The following is a 13,719-nucleotide window of genomic DNA, read 5'->3' on the forward strand; positions in this document are numbered from 1 at the left end:
GTTAATGAAGTCGGACATAAGGCCGGACTTACCATCGGATCGATCCCGAGATCAGACGGCCGCCGCCGGAGCCTTACCCTTAAATTCATCACAGCGGAGGTCCATGCTCGATCCGCAGGTCTCGCAATAGAGACCCTGTGGGCGTCCGTCCTTTGGAAAAATATCTACCAGATTCATTCTCGCCCTCGTCGGCTGAACTTCTATCTGGAGTAACTCGATCTCAAAAGTTCCTTTTGGCGACCAAGTTGCGGTCGTGCTTCAGGCTGACACTCCGAGCTTCCGTGCATGACGGATATGAATGGCCTCAAGGCTCGCTTCGCGTTTGTAAAGCCTGCGAACGATTGAGGCCAACTAGGTCCTAAGCAGCGCCAAGCCCCGTCCGTAGGGCTCCCTGGCGCCCAGGGTGCTGCGCCTTCGGATTGTCCCTCCATTGGAAGTGAACCTCGACAGGAACTTGGAATTTAGTCGCCAACCTCTCGCATTCCTTCCAAGCATCCTGGGCTGACTGCCCTTGAACCGAAATCCCGAGGTGCTGGTAATAGGTGTAACCTTGGGTGTTCAGCCTCGATCGGCTAGCTGGGATATCGAGCGCCTTTACAAGCTCATCCGCCGAGAGCCCCTGGTTCTTGATGGCTGCAACGACCGCAAGAAGGAGCGACGCCCAATTCGCCTTGGGAAGCGGCTGACCATCGACGGTAGCACTCAGCACACGTGTGAATGCCAAACCAGGCGCCGCTTTGAACTCCAGTAAGTCGCTGTCGTTATTTTCGCTGGCAACCTCATCAACATCCCTTTCCAGGTCGAGCTTTCTCATTGTTTGCGCGACGATCGCATCGATCGTTTGCGATGGCGTCTCCGTGCTTAGCCATGTCGCCAACGTCTTCAGGTCGGAAAACGTCGCATCGTTTAATCTTACTACGGGCATCATGTTCTTCTCCGTTCGATCCAATCATCAGCTAGGACATGTGTTACATATATGCTTTTCTGGAGTCAAGGCGGCATGTTACATATTTTCTGAAGGCGCGCTGCGCCTCGGTGGGCACTACTCACGGCAAGACCTTCTTCGCGAATATGCAGCGGCTCAGACTCGTGCAGCACTTTCCCCGGAGCGAATCCAGCTAACTGCCGTCGGCGCTGGTACCCCACCCCGTGCACGGGTCTTCTTACCGCAAGCCCAATCGGCCCGCTCCACTGGACCTGGTTTGAGCGCAAGGGGGAATCGTTATGTCGGCCTTCAATTTGATTGTTCAGACCGTTGGTCTCAGAATGCTGATCTGGTGGCCTTCGATCTTTAGCCCAAACTTCTCATCTCCGATGCTGACATCGATTCCGCCGTAGTGCAGTTGTCGGTGGTGGTTGGCACAAACCGTCATGATATTCGCTGCATGCAAGGAACCCTTTTCGAGCTTTGACACTGGCATGACGTGATGGGCTTCAACATAAGGCTCGCCACTGGGCTTTCTAAACGCGATTGGAGCCCAGCCAAGAGCCTCGCAGATTTGGCACTTGAAGCCGTTGAGTTTCTTCACCTTTGCGCCCACAGGCCCGCGTTCGATGTACTGGCTTTGCCGCTGCTTTACCTCAGGCGCGGCATCCTTGTACTTATCCTCGATATTCTGCAGCACCTTCGCCAGATCGGGCGCATCTTGGGGTTTTGGAAGATCATCAATCCGCATGCCTAGAAGGGCTGCAACCGCCCGAAAGTCATCGCCAGAAATCGGAAAGGTGGAGCCCTGAAACCCTTCCAGTAAAAGCTTTGACACGACCGGTGCCTTTTCCTGCAGGGTCTCGATACGCAGCGGGCTATCCAGGAATGTCTTCAAGTAGCGAATACCGACTGTCGGCCAACCTGCTTCTCGTTCACTCCCCGGAGACCAGAACTCATCACTCGCGCCAGTAGCTTCGTACGGGTCAGTCAGAACCTGACAGATGGCGTAGATTCCGGGGTCAAGCTGAGGCCGTCCATCCCGTTCTGACTTGCTGCGCCTATCCTGTCCAACTCGGATGATGGCCAGCTGACCAGGCTTGATTTTGCCACGATCAGAGCGGCGAACTCCCCATGAGGCCACCTCAATACCTCGCACTAGGAATTCATCGATCGCCCATTTTTGCGGGTTGCATACGAGCACCCAGAAAGACTCTTCCTCGGCGGGTGCAAGGCCGCTTGCCCAAGACTGGATGGCCTCCGGATGTTGTGCCGCCTCGTCCTTCCAGAGCTTCGACGATCCACCGGGCAAAGTGCGCGTCATATGCAGAACGCGTTCGAAATCGTCGTCTGACCAAACCCTGCTCTGCGCGGCTTTCTGCATATCGTCGCGCGGGAAGTCCCACCCTGTCTCACCCCAGTTCCACGCGCGCGAAAACCACTGCTTCGCCGTCATGCCCAAAGGCGGCAGGCGCAGCCGATAACACGCGAAATCAAGCCGCGATTGTATGTTGCCATGTGTGCGGCCGAACTTCGCCATGTCCCCGATGCCCATGGCCACTGCTGCCTCGGCATTGCTGTAGGGTGTGATCGTCCCAGGCGAGGACGTCCGGCGCACCTTGAGCCAATCTAAGAGCAACTCGGTTCGGGTCTGAGTTGATGCATCTTCGTTCGTGGGGGGCTTGGCTGTGGCATTTGGCAACCCTAGCGCTCTATGGGCATACCAAAGGGCCCGCTCCGAGAACTCCTCGGGATGATCGATGATGATCTGCTCATAGGATAGGTCAGCGCGATCCGCATCGCTCAAGACCGTGAAACCTTGGGTTGGCTTGGCCCTTGAGACTGCGGTTTCTGCGGCTCCGATCAGGCCGCGGTTTTTCAATTGCTGAAACGTTCGAGACGTAGTCTTGTGGTCTCGCTTCATGAGGCCGACGTATTCGGCAACAGCCAGGACGATCTTTTCTTCGGCTGGTGTCAGGTTGGTCAGGTCGATGCCGGTCTTGTCGGCTACTACCTGTCGCGCGAGTGACCCATAGTGCGCCTTTATCGCCGCCTCTATCTCAGGTGTCATCGCATCGTTGTTGGCGATGTTCGTCTCAAGGTTCCGCAGCTTGTCGTAGTTTGGCGTTTTTCTAATCCGCTCAATGATTACCTGCTGGTCTATTTCTGCCACGCCTCACTCCCGCATTAACATTCCAAAAATGGTCTCATAATGCCCGCTTGGTCAATGATGGTAATCGGTACCGGTTTCTTATTGACGCTATGGCGGGGCAGACCGCTCTTGGTCCGCGCTCTCTGCCGACCTATTTGGACGCCTTTTGCGCGCGCCGACGGCATCATCGACCTGACCTTGGTCTAAAGGACATGGTTGGAGGCACACTTCGCAGTCGACCAGTCGCGCCCCGAGCGTTTTACCCGGTTCATCGGTGACAAGGTGCACTTTGCAAACAACATCGTGCCGCATGTTGAAGCAGAACATTTTGCGAGCTTTGCTCCAATTTTTTTGAATGTCGAAAGCATCATTGCTGCAGGTGCTTAGGCGCCAGGCACCATTGTCAATCGCTTCTGTAAGTGTCTGATTTTTAAAGAGAAGTGGTGCCGCTGAAGGGACTCGAACCCCCGACCCCATCATTACGAATGACGTGCTCTACCAGCTGAGCTACAGCGGCTTTCCGGACCCTACTATGGCCCTACTAGTTCTACTCCTTTGCCGCGAACTCGTTGGTTTCGCAAGTCATTTTCGCGGGGACCCGCTAATTACGAATGACGTGCTCTACCAGCTGAGCTACACCGGCATGTTGCCCGGCACAGGCGCGATCTTGGCCCTGGCTGCGCAACACGGCGCTTCTACACGAATGACGCGGGAGGTCAATCGGGGATCGTCAGGCTTTTTGCCCTGCAAGAGATGTTTGCGCGATGCGGCCTGCCAGCGGTGTGAACCCGAGCCATTCCCGTCGGCGCAGCCATGTCTGGATGGACAGGAGCGTGAAATGTACTTATCTCTTCGCCTTCCGGAACCGGAAAAGGCACGGCATGGTAAAGCGTGAGGCATTTGACATCGGCGGGCAGCGGATTGCGCCGGGAACGAGGATGACTGTCGATATTCCGGTCAGTACGCTTTCGGATCACACGCCGGTCAACCTGTCGGTGCATGTGGTCCACGGGCGCAAACCCGGGCCGGTCATGTTCGTCTCGGCTGCCGTGCATGGCGACGAGGTGATCGGGGTCGAGATCGTGCGTCGCCTTCTGAAAGCCAATGCGCTGAAATCCATGTCCGGCACGCTGTTGGCCGTGCCCATCGTCAATACTTACGGATTTCTCAACAACGCCCGCTACCTGCCCGACCGGCGCGACCTGAATCGCTGCTTTCCGGGTGGGCCGACAGGGTCGATGGCCTCGCGGCTGGCGCATATCTTCATGAGCGAAGTCGTGATGCGCTCTGAATTGGGGATCGATCTGCATTCGGCGGCGATCCACCGGACCAACCTGCCGCAGATCCGGCTGACGCCCGACAATGACCGGCTTGCGGCGCTTGGGGCAAGTTTCGGCGCGCCGGTGATGCTGAATTCGAAACTGCGCGAAGGCTCTTTGCGGATGGCCGCCGAGGCGGCGGGCATAGATGTGCTGCTATACGAGGGCGGCGAGGGGCTGCGGTTCGATGAACTGGCGGCGCGGGCGGGCGTGTCGGGCATCCTGCGGGTGATGCACGAAATGGGGATGCTGGCCCGTCGCGCGGTGCCACGCACCAAGACCCGCACCGTGATGTGCGGCGGGTCGAACTGGTACCGAGCGCCTGCGGGCGGGTTGTTCCGCGGGTATCTGTCGATCGGCGACACGGTGGTGCCCGGCACGGTGCTGGGCGCGGTCTCCGACCCGTTCGGCGAGGTTGAGACCGAGGTGGTCGCGGATGCGGAGGGGATCATCATCGGGCGCACCAACATGCCAGTGGTCTACGAGGGGGAGGCGCTGTTTCACATCGCCGAAACCGCGCGCGCCGAGGCCGCGGCAGAAGGCGTGACCGCGCATCTCGACGCGGCGCCGCTCTATGACGAGGACGAGATCATCTGATCGGACGAGGTCAGAGGCTATCGGCATAGGTCCCGATGAGCCGCCCGTCTTGGCGGATCGAGGCCAAACGCGATGCAACCGGACTGCCCTTCGTGGGGGGCGTGACAGCGGTAGGCAGGTGACGGGACTACGCGACCTTGTCGCGGTTCTGCGGCAACAGGAATATCGAAACGGTCAGCAGGCTGAACACCAGTTCGTAAACCTCCCATTTCCGCTCGACGTCGATCAGCGCGATGATGATGCTGGCTGCGACCGCGATCAGGCCGTGGCGCAGCCACGGCACCGGCACCGCCAGCCGATCCGCCAGCGCCGCGATGCGGGGGCTGCGGGTATAGAGCAGCGGCAACACCAGCAGATAGGCAAGGATGCAGGCTGTCAGGATCGGGCCAAAGAGCGTCTTGGTCAGGTGGACGTCACCAACGATGAGGTTGTGAAAGTTGGTTTCGAACTGTTTGTTGTTTTCCTGGAAGAATTCGCCGGATTCCCAGCCGAATATCCGCTGGCCCCATGATACTTCTTCGCCCGCGGCAAGGAAGAACATCAGCGCATAGAGCAGTGTCATAACGGCGGCCAGGCGCAGGCCCCGCCCCGAGAGGTGGCGCGCGTTTGCCAGCAGAACCATGCTGGAGACGAGCAGGAAGAATGCGGTGCCATATTCCACCAGTTTGTCTTCGGCGGCGAAGGTGGCCCAGAAATAGGTGGGATTGACGAAATAGATCACCACCGACGCGGCCAGAACCGCCGCAATCAGCGCCATCAGGGCGCGGTCAATCTGGGTCAGGACGGTCATTTGGGTCTCTTTCCGGGCAAACAGGTTCTGACGCTGAGATATGCGAGCGGTCCCGCTCCATCAAGGGCTATCACCAAAGCGGCAAACCGCCGCCGGTCGCGGGTGGGAATGGGCTGGCGTCACGCTGATGCGCGAATCGCCTGACGCCAGAAACGACAAACCCCCGCGGCCGGGCCTCGGGGGTCGTCAGTTCTAACTTTTGCACATCTGGTCCGAAAACCGGTTTCCGGGATGCGCTTTTGCAGTGCGGATCAAGCTATCAAGGGCTGCTCAGAGCATACCTTCGCGCTGGGCTTTCTTACGTGCCAGTTTACGGGCACGACGGATAGCTTCAGCCTTTTCGCGCGCTTTTTTCTCGGACGGTTTCTCGAAATGTTGCTTGAGCTTCATTTCGCGAAACACACCTTCGCGCTGTAGCTTTTTCTTCAGGGCGCGGAGCGCCTGATCGACGTTGTTGTCGCGTACACTAACCTGCATGTGGTTTTCACCACCTTTCTAAGTTTGAGTTGCAAGTGATTGCAGGAGGCGGGTCTATAGCAAAGCCTTCGAGATTTGTCTAGGGTGCGGGCCAAGCCAGGATAGAGAGAACCGGGAGAGCAAAAATGACCGATCCGGAGCTGACTACCGCGCTGCTGAAGGCTGCCGCCATGCATGTGCCGTTCGATGGCTGGAGCCAGGCCGGTTTTGACGCCGCGGTACGTGATGCGGGTGTCGCGCCGGGTGTCGCGCGCGCGCTATTTCCGCGCGGCGCGGTCGATCTGGCGCTGGCCTATCATGCGGCGGGCGATGCCGTGATGCTGGCACGGCTGGAAGAGGCGGATCTGTCCGAAATGCGGTTTCGGGATCGGATCGCCGCCGCCGTGCGTTTCCGGCTGGAGGCGGTCGAGGATCGCGAGATGGTGCGCCGGGGCATGGCGCTCTTTGCGCTGCCGCATCACGCAGCGGACGGTGCGCGTGCGATATGGCAGACCTGCGATCATATCTGGAGCGCGTTGGGCGATACCTCGGATGACGTGAACTGGTACACCAAGCGCGCGACGCTTTCGGGTGTCTATGGCAGTACCGTGCTTTATTGGCTGGGGGATGAGAGCCAGGAACACAGCGCGACCTGGGAATTTCTGGACCGGCGCATCGACAACGTGATGCAGATCGAAAAAACCAAGGCGAAGATGCGCGAAAACCCATTGCTGAGCCGCGCTCTGGCCGGGCCGCTTGACTTGCTGTCGCGGATACGCGCGCCGCAGCCCGGGCCGAGGGCCGACATGCCCGGCCATTGGGGCGCGGCCCGGCCAGATCGTGGCCCGCAGGATCAGACATAGGAGAACACGATGACCGAGATGATGAACGCCGTGGAAATCACCCAGCCCGGCGGGCCGGAAGTTCTGCAAATGGCCAAGCGCCCGATGCCCCGGCCCCGCGCGGGCGAGGTGGTGATCCGGGTGGCCTTTGCCGGGGTGAACCGCCCCGATGCGTTGCAACGCGCGGGCCTTTATAATCCGCCGGCGGGGGCCAGCGATCTGCCGGGGCTTGAGGCCTCGGGCGAGATTGCCGCGATCGGTGCGGGCGTTGCTGACTGGGCGGTGGGCGATGCGGTTTGCGCGCTGCTGCCCGGTGGCGGCTATGCCGAATACGTGGCAACGCCAGCAGCACATTGCCTGCCGATCCCGCAGGGCATGGCGCTGAAAGAGGCCGCCTGCCTGCCCGAGACATTCTATACTGTCTGGTCCAACGTGTTCCAACGCGGCGGCCTGAAGGCGGGCGAGCGGTTCCTGGTGCATGGCGGCTCGTCCGGTATCGGCACCACGGCAATCCAGCTGGGTGCCGCGTTCGGCGCTCGGGTTTTCACCACCGCCGGATCGGACGAGAAATGCCAGGTGTGCCTGGATCTGGGCGCGGAACAGGCGATCAATTACCGCGCGCGAGATTTCGTCGATGTACTGCGCGCCGAGGGCGGGGCAAACCTGATCCTGGATATGGTCGGCGGCGACTACCTCCCGCGCAACGTCAAATCCCTCGCCGATGACGGGCGCCTGATGCAGATCGCGTTCCTGCAGGGCTCCAAGGTCGAACTCAACTTCGCCCATGTCATGATGCGCCGCCTGACGATCACCGGCAGCACCCTGCGCCCGCAAAGCGACCTGGCCAAGGCCCGGATCGCCGATGAGTTGCGCACCCATGTCTGGCCGCTGCTGGAAGCGGGCCGCGTCGCCCCGGTGATGGATAGCTGCTACCCGCTGGCCGAGGCTGCCGCCGCGCATGCGCATATGGAGGGCAGCACCCATATCGGCAAGATCGTTCTGGCGGTCTGAGCCTGTGTTGGGCGCCGTGCATGTCGCGATCCTCGGGCTGGCCGCGCTCAGCCTCTGCCTCAGCCTGTGGACCATCCGCCGTGATGTGCCGCTCGAGTGGCGCTTTGATGTGCCGCCCCGGATCGAAGCGCAGGGCGCACCCTTTTTCGAAACGGTGCTGGACCATACCGCGCCCAGTGGTCAGGCGCATTCCCCAGCCATTGCGCTGACCGACGATGGCTTTGATGTCCTGTGGTTTCAGGGCTCCGAAGAGGCGCGCGCCGATGTCGACATCTTCGCCGCGCGATTGACGCGCGACCCCGAGGGCTGGACCGCCGCTGCCCCTCGCCGCCATGTGACGCGCCGTGCGCTGGGCGCGGCGATGGCGCCGGGACAACTGGTGGTGACGCTGGGCAACACGATCGAGAACGAGGCGGTGCCGGGCGGGCTCTATGCCACGACGGTGTCGGTGGGCGGCTGGGCAATGGCCTCGGTCGCGGATATCCGCATGGGCGCGGATGGCCCGCAGCACGCGCGCAAGCTGAACCTGTCGCCGCTGCTGAACCGCTCGCACCTGGTGAAATCCCCGATGGTGGCCTATGCCGACGGCTCATATGCTCTGCCCGCCTATTTCGAGATGGGGCAGATGCACGGGCTTCTGGTGCGGACAGACGGGCAGGGCAGGGTGCGCGACACAGCCCGCATGGATGCGCGCGGGCTGCAACCGATCCAGCCGATGGTGGTGCCGCTGGGCGCGCGCCGCGCGGTGGCATTCCTGCGCGATTTCGACACTGCCCGGGGCCGCCTGCTGATCAGTCACACCGAGGATGGCGGCCAGAGCTGGAGCCGCGTCCGCCAGACCGACATCGCCAATCCCAGCGCGCCGGTCGCGGCCTTGTCGCTGGGCGGCGCGCGTATCCTCATCGCGATGAACGACGATCCCGCCCGCCCCCAGGATTTGCGCCTGTCGCTCAGCGAGGATGGCGGCGCGCATTGGCGTTTGCTGCATGTCATTGCCCCCGAGGACGGCGCCCTGCGCTACCCGATGCTGCGGCAGTTGCCGGACGGCGATTTCGCGCTGACCTATTCGCAGGGCACCAAGCGCGGCATCAAGGCGCATGTGTTCAACGCGGCATGGCTGGAGACATTATGAACGCGCTGGTCACAAATGCCGCGCTGGCGGTGATGATCGGCTGGGTCGCCTTCGCGCTGGCGGGGCTGACGCTGACGCCACCGCTGGCGGCGGCACTGGGCGCTGTTCTGGGCCTTGGCGCGGTGCTGCTCTTTCACGGCAGCCTTGCGCTGGGCGCGCTCATCGCATTGCTCGCCCCGTTCGGCGTGCTGCTGCCCGCGCTGGCGCTGCGCCACACGGCGGCCGCGCTGGGCCTGCCGGTACAGCCATTTTCAACAACCGAACTTCTGGTGTTACTGATCCTCTACACCGCGTTCCTCGCCGCCGCGACAGGGGCGATCCCGGTCGATCTATACCGCTGGGGCTATGCGCCAATCCCGGTTGCGCTCATGGTGCTGGCTCTCTGCTGCTACGGCGCGCTGACCAGCAGCCTTTTCGTGCCATTGGTTGCCGTGCTGGGGCAGGCGGTCTGGGCCTTGGGCTGGAGCAGCAGCAACTGGTTTGACGAGGTAAGCCATGCAATGCTGGTTCCCATCCTCGTCATCGTGCTGATCACGCGGGCGCTCTGACACGCCCACCCCTTGGGCTTCATTTTGCCAAAAATACTCAAATTCCTTCCGCGGTTTCAGGCGTGGCTTCAGCGAATGGGCGCAAACAGCGCATCCTTCGCGGGGCAATCGCGCACCACGTCGCGCCCGCAAGGCACCGGGTCCAGCGTTTTTGACAGGCACAGCCGCGCCTCCTGGATGCGCCCCTGACGGCAGGTGATGGTCAGCATGTCGCGCTCCCAACCCGGGTTGGCCTTCAGAAACGCCTCTTCGACCACTGCGGCAGGCAGCTTCACCGGTTTTGTCAGCTTGCGGAAGACCTCGGGGCGGTTCACCTTGTTGTAGGCTTCGCGCGCCAATGCGTAATAGGCCGGCGCGCTCAGCCCAGAACAACGCCCGTGCTTTTTCCACTGGTACCAGGCCTGGCCGGAACTGCCCATGATATCGGCCATTGCCTGCGTCATGGACCGCGAGGGCGGGCGTTCGGTTGTTTGGCAATGTTCGGGCCAGCCACGGTGGTATTGCGGCCAGAGTCCGTGCAGAATCCAGCCGGAATCGGCGGCCTTGTGGCATTGCGCCGCGCCGCGCGCGTCGCCCTCCAGAGCGCACCAGGTGGGCGACCAGCTCATGGCCAGAACGTAGTAATCGAACTCTCCGGGGCGGTCCTCGCCCGCGAGCGCCGCCGTGGCGTAGAACAAAAAGGCGATGAAGGCGCGCATTCTTTGGTCTTTCTTTTTTTTCCGGAGGTCACTATACAGCGCCCAAGTTCCCCCACAACGGAAACCCGCCCCGGCCCTGGCCCGGGCCTCCTGGAGACAGGAGACAGGGAAGAAGTGTGTGCGCCCCAAAGACCAAGGAGACAAGACAATGGCAAAACCGCTCATGGCCAAAGCCACCGCCGTCTGGCTGGTGGACAATACCACGCTCACGTTCAAGCAGATCGCGGATTTCACCGAAATGCACGAGCTTGAAGTGCAGGGCATCGCCGATGGCGATGTGGCTGCGGGCGTCAAGGGGTTCGATCCCGTCGCCAATAACCAGCTGACGCAGGAAGAGATCGACGCCGCCGAAAAGAACCCGCAGCACAAGCTGAAACTGAAATTCAACGCCTCTGCGGTGGGCGAAGAAAAGCGTCGCGGCCCGCGCTATACGCCGCTGAGCAAACGCCAGGACCGCCCGGCGTCGATCCTGTGGCTGGTCAAGTTTCACCCCGAGCTGGCCGACAGCCAGATTTCCAAGCTGGTAGGCACCACCAAGCCGACCATCCAGGCGATCCGCGAGCGCACCCACTGGAACATCGCCAACATCCAGCCGATCGACCCGGTGGCGCTGGGCCTGTGCAAGCAGTCCGAGCTTGACGCCGCCGTCCAGAAGGCCGCCGCCAAGAAAGCCCGCGAAGGCGAGGCGATGACCGACGATGAGCGCCGCAAGCTGCTGAGCACGGAGCAGAGCCTCGGGATGGATGCCGAGACCAAAATCCCGACAGCCATCGAAGGGCTGGAGACGTTCACGCTCAGCGAATCGGAGCCCGAAGAGACGGAAAAGAAATTCGACGCGGAAAGCCTTTTCAACCTGCCCGACAATCCGGACGAGGACGACGAAGACGAACGTTAAGATCAAGATCCGCTCCCGCCGGGATGAAACGGGCGGGGGCAGGGGGCTTGGTTTGGCCCCTGCGAACAGGGCGACAGGCAATCCATGCGGTTGCCGCGTCGTCGTGCATCGCCAATTCCCTTGGCTCTGATCGGTGGCAAGACTTATGCTGTCAGGAGAGCCGTTGCGGTTGCAGTATGTTCGGAGGGACTTTTGACCAAGGACTTGGCCCAGGCGCGCTGGGATATTGAAAGCGATACGGCAATGGCTCAGGCCGTGCGGCAGGCGCGCGTCCCGTTGTGCATTACCGATCCGACATTGCCCGACAATCCGATCGTTTATGCAAACGCCGCGTTTAGCAATCTGACCGGTTATGATCTGGAAGACGTCATCGGGCGTAATTGCAGGTTTCTGCAGGGGCCGGACACCACGCTGGCCAGCGTGCGATCCATCCAGCGGGTCGTAGAGGAACAGCGTGTCGATACCGTAGAGATCCTGAACTATCGCAAGAACGGGACCAGTTTCGTCAATGCCCTGCAAATCGGGCCGATCACCGACAACGCGGGAAAAACCGTCTTCTATTTCGGATCGCAGCTGGATGTGACGGCCAAGCGCAACATGGAGATCGAGGCGCGCAGGCTGGCGGACGAGGAATTGGTGCATCGTTTGCGGAACATCATGAATGTGATGAATGTCATCATCAAGATGTCTGCCCGCGAGGAAGCCGATGCGACCCAGCTGGGCGCCGTCATAAGTGAACGGCTCGCGGCGTTGGGCAATGTTCACTTTCAGACCTTCGGCGGGGTCGGGACGGAAGGGATGGGGCTGGGCGATCTGTCCCGGACCATCCTGACCGCCTATGCGCCGGGCGGCGTGCGGCAATTCACGCTGACCGGGCCGGATGATGCGCTGCCAACGGGGCTTGTCTCGCCCTTGACGTTGGGATTGCATGAACTGGCGACAAATTCGGTCAAATATGGGGCGTTGAGTGTCCCGACGGGGGGCGTCGATTTCAGTTGGCAGTTCCGGGCGGATGGCGCTGAGCGGCATGTTGTCTGCAAGTGGGTGGAGTTGGGCGGCCCGAAAATAACCCGCCCCGAGCGTTGGAACGGGTCGCGTATCGTGTCCGACCTCATCAGGGCGACGGGTGGCACGATCGACTTCAAGTGGCCCGAAACCGGGATTGTCGTCGAGGCCGATCTGCCATTGTAGCGCGCAGGACTGTTTGAAGCCTGCACCACACTCGTGATTTTTCATTCGATTTTGGCAGCGGCGCTTGTATCCCGGCAGGGTGCGCAAGCAAAGTGGCAACAGCCGCCAATCATTCAGTGGATGTATCGATGAATTTCAAGATCAGTTTGTCACTCGTTTCAGTCTTGGCGCTTGGCGCCTGCATGGAGGCCGGAACATCCGCGAGCACGGAACCCGTCGTGAAGTTACCTGAAAGCATCGTCGAGATGGCGGCACCAGGGCAGGATCTTGCCACTGTGCGCGTGCAGCCGGACGGATGCCTCTGGTATCGCTATGCCGGCCCGGTCGAGACTACAATGCTGCCGCTGCGGACCACCGACGGGCGGCCGATCTGCACAAAAGTCGCGTCCTGAGCCACGCGTGGTCGGCGCGGGCATTCCGCCCGCTGCCGTAACCGGTTACGGTCTGTTCCGAGATGAACCGCCTTAGCTGGTGGCGGTTACATAGCTTTCGGGCGCATAGAGATGCGCGGTCGAGCCGATGGCAACATGATCGTAAAGCCCGATGATATGCGCCATCACCATGCGGACACAGCCGGAACTGGCCCGACCGCCGACAGAGCGCGGGCTGGGTGTTCCGTGAATGCGCAGGTAGGTGTCGCGATTGCCCACATAGAGATAGAAAGCGCGTGATCCCAGCGGGTTGGTCGGACCACCCGGCACACCGTCTTCGTACTTGGCATAGTACGGGTCGCGTTTGATCATTGCGGCGGTGGGGGTCCATTTCGGCCATTTCGCCTTGCGCCGGATCGTATATGTCCCCGGCTCGTAGAGGTTGCCGCGCGCAATGGCGACGCCGTAGCGCATCGCCGTTCCGTCACCGTTGATGTGATACAGATACCGCGCCACCGCATCCACGTGGATGTCCCCCGGTGTCAGCCCATCATTCGCCTCGACCAGCACCGGCAGAAAGCGCGGATGCAAGCCCCATGGGTTCGATGTGGCAGGGTCGTAGTTAGGTGGTGTCACCCGCGCGTCCCAGGCCGCCCAGCTGCTTTGCGCTGACGCCGACGTGGCGAGCGATGCTGCTGGAATCGCGGTGGAGAACAGCGCGGCTGTGGTCTGAATGAAATGCCGTCTGGTCAACATTGGTCTGGTACTCCCGGTGAAATCATTGGCGTTTTC

The 13,719-nt window shown here is 61.2% G+C and carries 15 protein-coding genes and 1 tRNA gene; 9 read left to right on the plus strand and 7 right to left on the minus strand.

Features of this window, described 5'->3' with window-relative positions; all coding sequences use genetic code 11:
* Positions 1 to 358: 358 nt before the first annotated feature.
* The gene (locus tag O3306_RS12780) at positions 359 to 928 is read right to left on the minus strand and encodes a T4SS efffector SepA family protein (RefSeq protein ID WP_272007906.1); all 570 of its coding nucleotides are present in this window, start codon (positions 926 to 928) and stop codon (positions 359 to 361) included.
* A gap of 319 nt (positions 929 to 1,247) precedes the next feature.
* Positions 1,248 to 3,098: an EVE domain-containing protein gene (locus O3306_RS12785; RefSeq protein ID WP_272007908.1), complete on the minus strand. Its 1,851-nt coding sequence runs from the start codon at positions 3,096 to 3,098 to the stop codon at positions 1,248 to 1,250.
* 195 nt (positions 3,099 to 3,293) lie between these two features.
* Here O3306_RS12785 and O3306_RS12790 point away from each other — a divergent pair, with 195 nt between their 5' ends.
* A complete protein-coding gene (locus O3306_RS12790) occupies positions 3,294 to 3,464 on the plus strand; it encodes a hypothetical protein (protein ID WP_272007911.1) in 171 nt (56 codons plus the stop codon).
* A 54-nt stretch (positions 3,465 to 3,518) separates the two neighbouring features.
* Here O3306_RS12790 and O3306_RS12795 read toward each other — a convergent pair.
* Positions 3,519 to 3,594 (minus strand) — tRNA-Thr (locus O3306_RS12795).
* Positions 3,595 to 3,958: 364 nt separating this feature from the next.
* On the opposite strand from O3306_RS12795, the gene O3306_RS12800 reads away from it, so the two are divergent.
* Positions 3,959 to 4,993 (plus strand): succinylglutamate desuccinylase/aspartoacylase family protein, encoded by a 1,035-nt coding sequence (locus O3306_RS12800; RefSeq protein ID WP_272007914.1) that lies wholly within the window; start codon positions 3,959 to 3,961, stop codon positions 4,991 to 4,993.
* 127 nt (positions 4,994 to 5,120) lie between these two features.
* Here the strand turns inward: O3306_RS12800 and O3306_RS12805 are convergent, their stop codons facing one another.
* Positions 5,121 to 5,783 carry a hypothetical protein gene (locus O3306_RS12805; RefSeq protein ID WP_272007917.1) on the minus strand — a complete coding sequence of 221 codons (663 nt, stop codon included), beginning with the start codon at positions 5,781 to 5,783 and terminating at the stop codon, positions 5,121 to 5,123.
* A 270-nt stretch (positions 5,784 to 6,053) separates the two neighbouring features.
* On the minus strand, positions 6,054 to 6,260 hold the full coding sequence (gene rpsU, locus O3306_RS12810; protein WP_008207378.1) for a 30S ribosomal protein S21: 207 nt from the start codon (positions 6,258 to 6,260) through the stop codon (positions 6,054 to 6,056).
* A gap of 125 nt (positions 6,261 to 6,385) precedes the next feature.
* On the opposite strand from rpsU, the gene O3306_RS12815 reads away from it, so the two are divergent.
* Genes O3306_RS12815 through O3306_RS12830 form a run of 4 tightly spaced genes read left to right on the plus strand, consistent with a single transcriptional unit; the run spans position 6,386 to position 9,772 of the window.
* Positions 6,386 to 7,102 (plus strand): COQ9 family protein, encoded by a 717-nt coding sequence (locus tag O3306_RS12815; RefSeq protein WP_272007921.1) that lies wholly within the window; start codon positions 6,386 to 6,388, stop codon positions 7,100 to 7,102.
* Positions 7,103 to 7,111: 9 nt separating this feature from the next.
* Entirely contained in the window at positions 7,112 to 8,092 is a 981-nt protein-coding gene (locus tag O3306_RS12820) for an NAD(P)H-quinone oxidoreductase (protein WP_272007923.1), read from the plus strand.
* 4 nt (positions 8,093 to 8,096) lie between these two features.
* Positions 8,097 to 9,224 (plus strand): exo-alpha-sialidase, encoded by a 1,128-nt coding sequence (locus tag O3306_RS12825; protein ID WP_272007926.1) that lies wholly within the window; start codon positions 8,097 to 8,099, stop codon positions 9,222 to 9,224.
* Positions 9,206 to 9,772 (plus strand): hypothetical protein, encoded by a 567-nt coding sequence (locus O3306_RS12830; protein WP_272007929.1) that lies wholly within the window; start codon positions 9,206 to 9,208, stop codon positions 9,770 to 9,772. Before O3306_RS12825 ends, O3306_RS12830 begins: the two co-directional genes overlap by 19 nt.
* 68 nt (positions 9,773 to 9,840) lie before the next feature.
* Here the strand turns inward: O3306_RS12830 and O3306_RS12835 are convergent, their stop codons facing one another.
* A complete protein-coding gene (locus O3306_RS12835) occupies positions 9,841 to 10,470 on the minus strand; it encodes a ribonuclease T2 (protein ID WP_272007931.1) in 630 nt (209 codons plus the stop codon).
* A 148-nt stretch (positions 10,471 to 10,618) separates the two neighbouring features.
* On the opposite strand from O3306_RS12835, the gene O3306_RS12840 reads away from it, so the two are divergent.
* The 3 genes from O3306_RS12840 to O3306_RS12850 all read left to right on the plus strand — a co-directional run bounded on the left by O3306_RS12840 (position 10,619) and on the right by O3306_RS12850 (position 12,948).
* Positions 10,619 to 11,365 carry a DUF1013 domain-containing protein gene (locus O3306_RS12840; protein ID WP_272007934.1) on the plus strand — a complete coding sequence of 249 codons (747 nt, stop codon included), beginning with the start codon at positions 10,619 to 10,621 and terminating at the stop codon, positions 11,363 to 11,365.
* A 204-nt stretch (positions 11,366 to 11,569) separates the two neighbouring features.
* Complete coding sequence (locus O3306_RS12845; protein WP_272007937.1) at positions 11,570 to 12,556, plus strand: PAS domain-containing protein; 987 nt, start codon at positions 11,570 to 11,572, stop codon at positions 12,554 to 12,556.
* Positions 12,557 to 12,684: 128 nt separating this feature from the next.
* The gene (locus O3306_RS12850) at positions 12,685 to 12,948 is read left to right on the plus strand and encodes a hypothetical protein (protein ID WP_272007940.1); all 264 of its coding nucleotides are present in this window, start codon (positions 12,685 to 12,687) and stop codon (positions 12,946 to 12,948) included.
* Positions 12,949 to 13,020: 72 nt separating this feature from the next.
* Here the strand turns inward: O3306_RS12850 and O3306_RS12855 are convergent, their stop codons facing one another.
* Complete coding sequence (locus tag O3306_RS12855) at positions 13,021 to 13,683, minus strand: L,D-transpeptidase (protein WP_272007943.1); 663 nt, start codon at positions 13,681 to 13,683, stop codon at positions 13,021 to 13,023.
* Positions 13,684 to 13,719 lie beyond the last annotated feature (36 nt).

Origin of the sequence: Roseovarius sp. ZX-A-9 (assembly GCF_028369135.1) — a bacterium.
Lineage (GTDB): Bacteria > Pseudomonadota > Alphaproteobacteria > Rhodobacterales > Rhodobacteraceae > Roseovarius.

Excerpts from the sequence above, each read along its gene's own strand:
- O3306_RS12855 (WP_272007943.1), bottom strand. The coding sequence starts at position 13,683 with ATGTTGACCAGACGGCATTTCATTCAGACCACAGCCGCGCTGTTCTCC.
- O3306_RS12820 (WP_272007923.1), top strand. The coding sequence starts at position 7,112 with ATGACCGAGATGATGAACGCCGTGGAAATCACCCAGCCCGGCGGGCCG.
- O3306_RS12780 (WP_272007906.1), bottom strand. The coding sequence starts at position 928 with ATGATGCCCGTAGTAAGATTAAACGATGCGACGTTTTCCGACCTGAAG.
- rpsU (WP_008207378.1), bottom strand. The coding sequence starts at position 6,260 with ATGCAGGTTAGTGTACGCGACAACAACGTCGATCAGGCGCTCCGCGCC.
- O3306_RS12805 (WP_272007917.1), bottom strand. The coding sequence starts at position 5,783 with ATGACCGTCCTGACCCAGATTGACCGCGCCCTGATGGCGCTGATTGCG.
- O3306_RS12835 (WP_272007931.1), bottom strand. The coding sequence starts at position 10,470 with ATGCGCGCCTTCATCGCCTTTTTGTTCTACGCCACGGCGGCGCTCGCG.
- O3306_RS12815 (WP_272007921.1), top strand. The coding sequence starts at position 6,386 with ATGACCGATCCGGAGCTGACTACCGCGCTGCTGAAGGCTGCCGCCATG.
- O3306_RS12800 (WP_272007914.1), top strand. The coding sequence starts at position 3,959 with ATGGTAAAGCGTGAGGCATTTGACATCGGCGGGCAGCGGATTGCGCCG.
- O3306_RS12830 (WP_272007929.1), top strand. The coding sequence starts at position 9,206 with ATGGCTGGAGACATTATGAACGCGCTGGTCACAAATGCCGCGCTGGCG.
- O3306_RS12850 (WP_272007940.1), top strand. The coding sequence starts at position 12,685 with ATGAATTTCAAGATCAGTTTGTCACTCGTTTCAGTCTTGGCGCTTGGC.
- O3306_RS12840 (WP_272007934.1), top strand. The coding sequence starts at position 10,619 with ATGGCAAAACCGCTCATGGCCAAAGCCACCGCCGTCTGGCTGGTGGAC.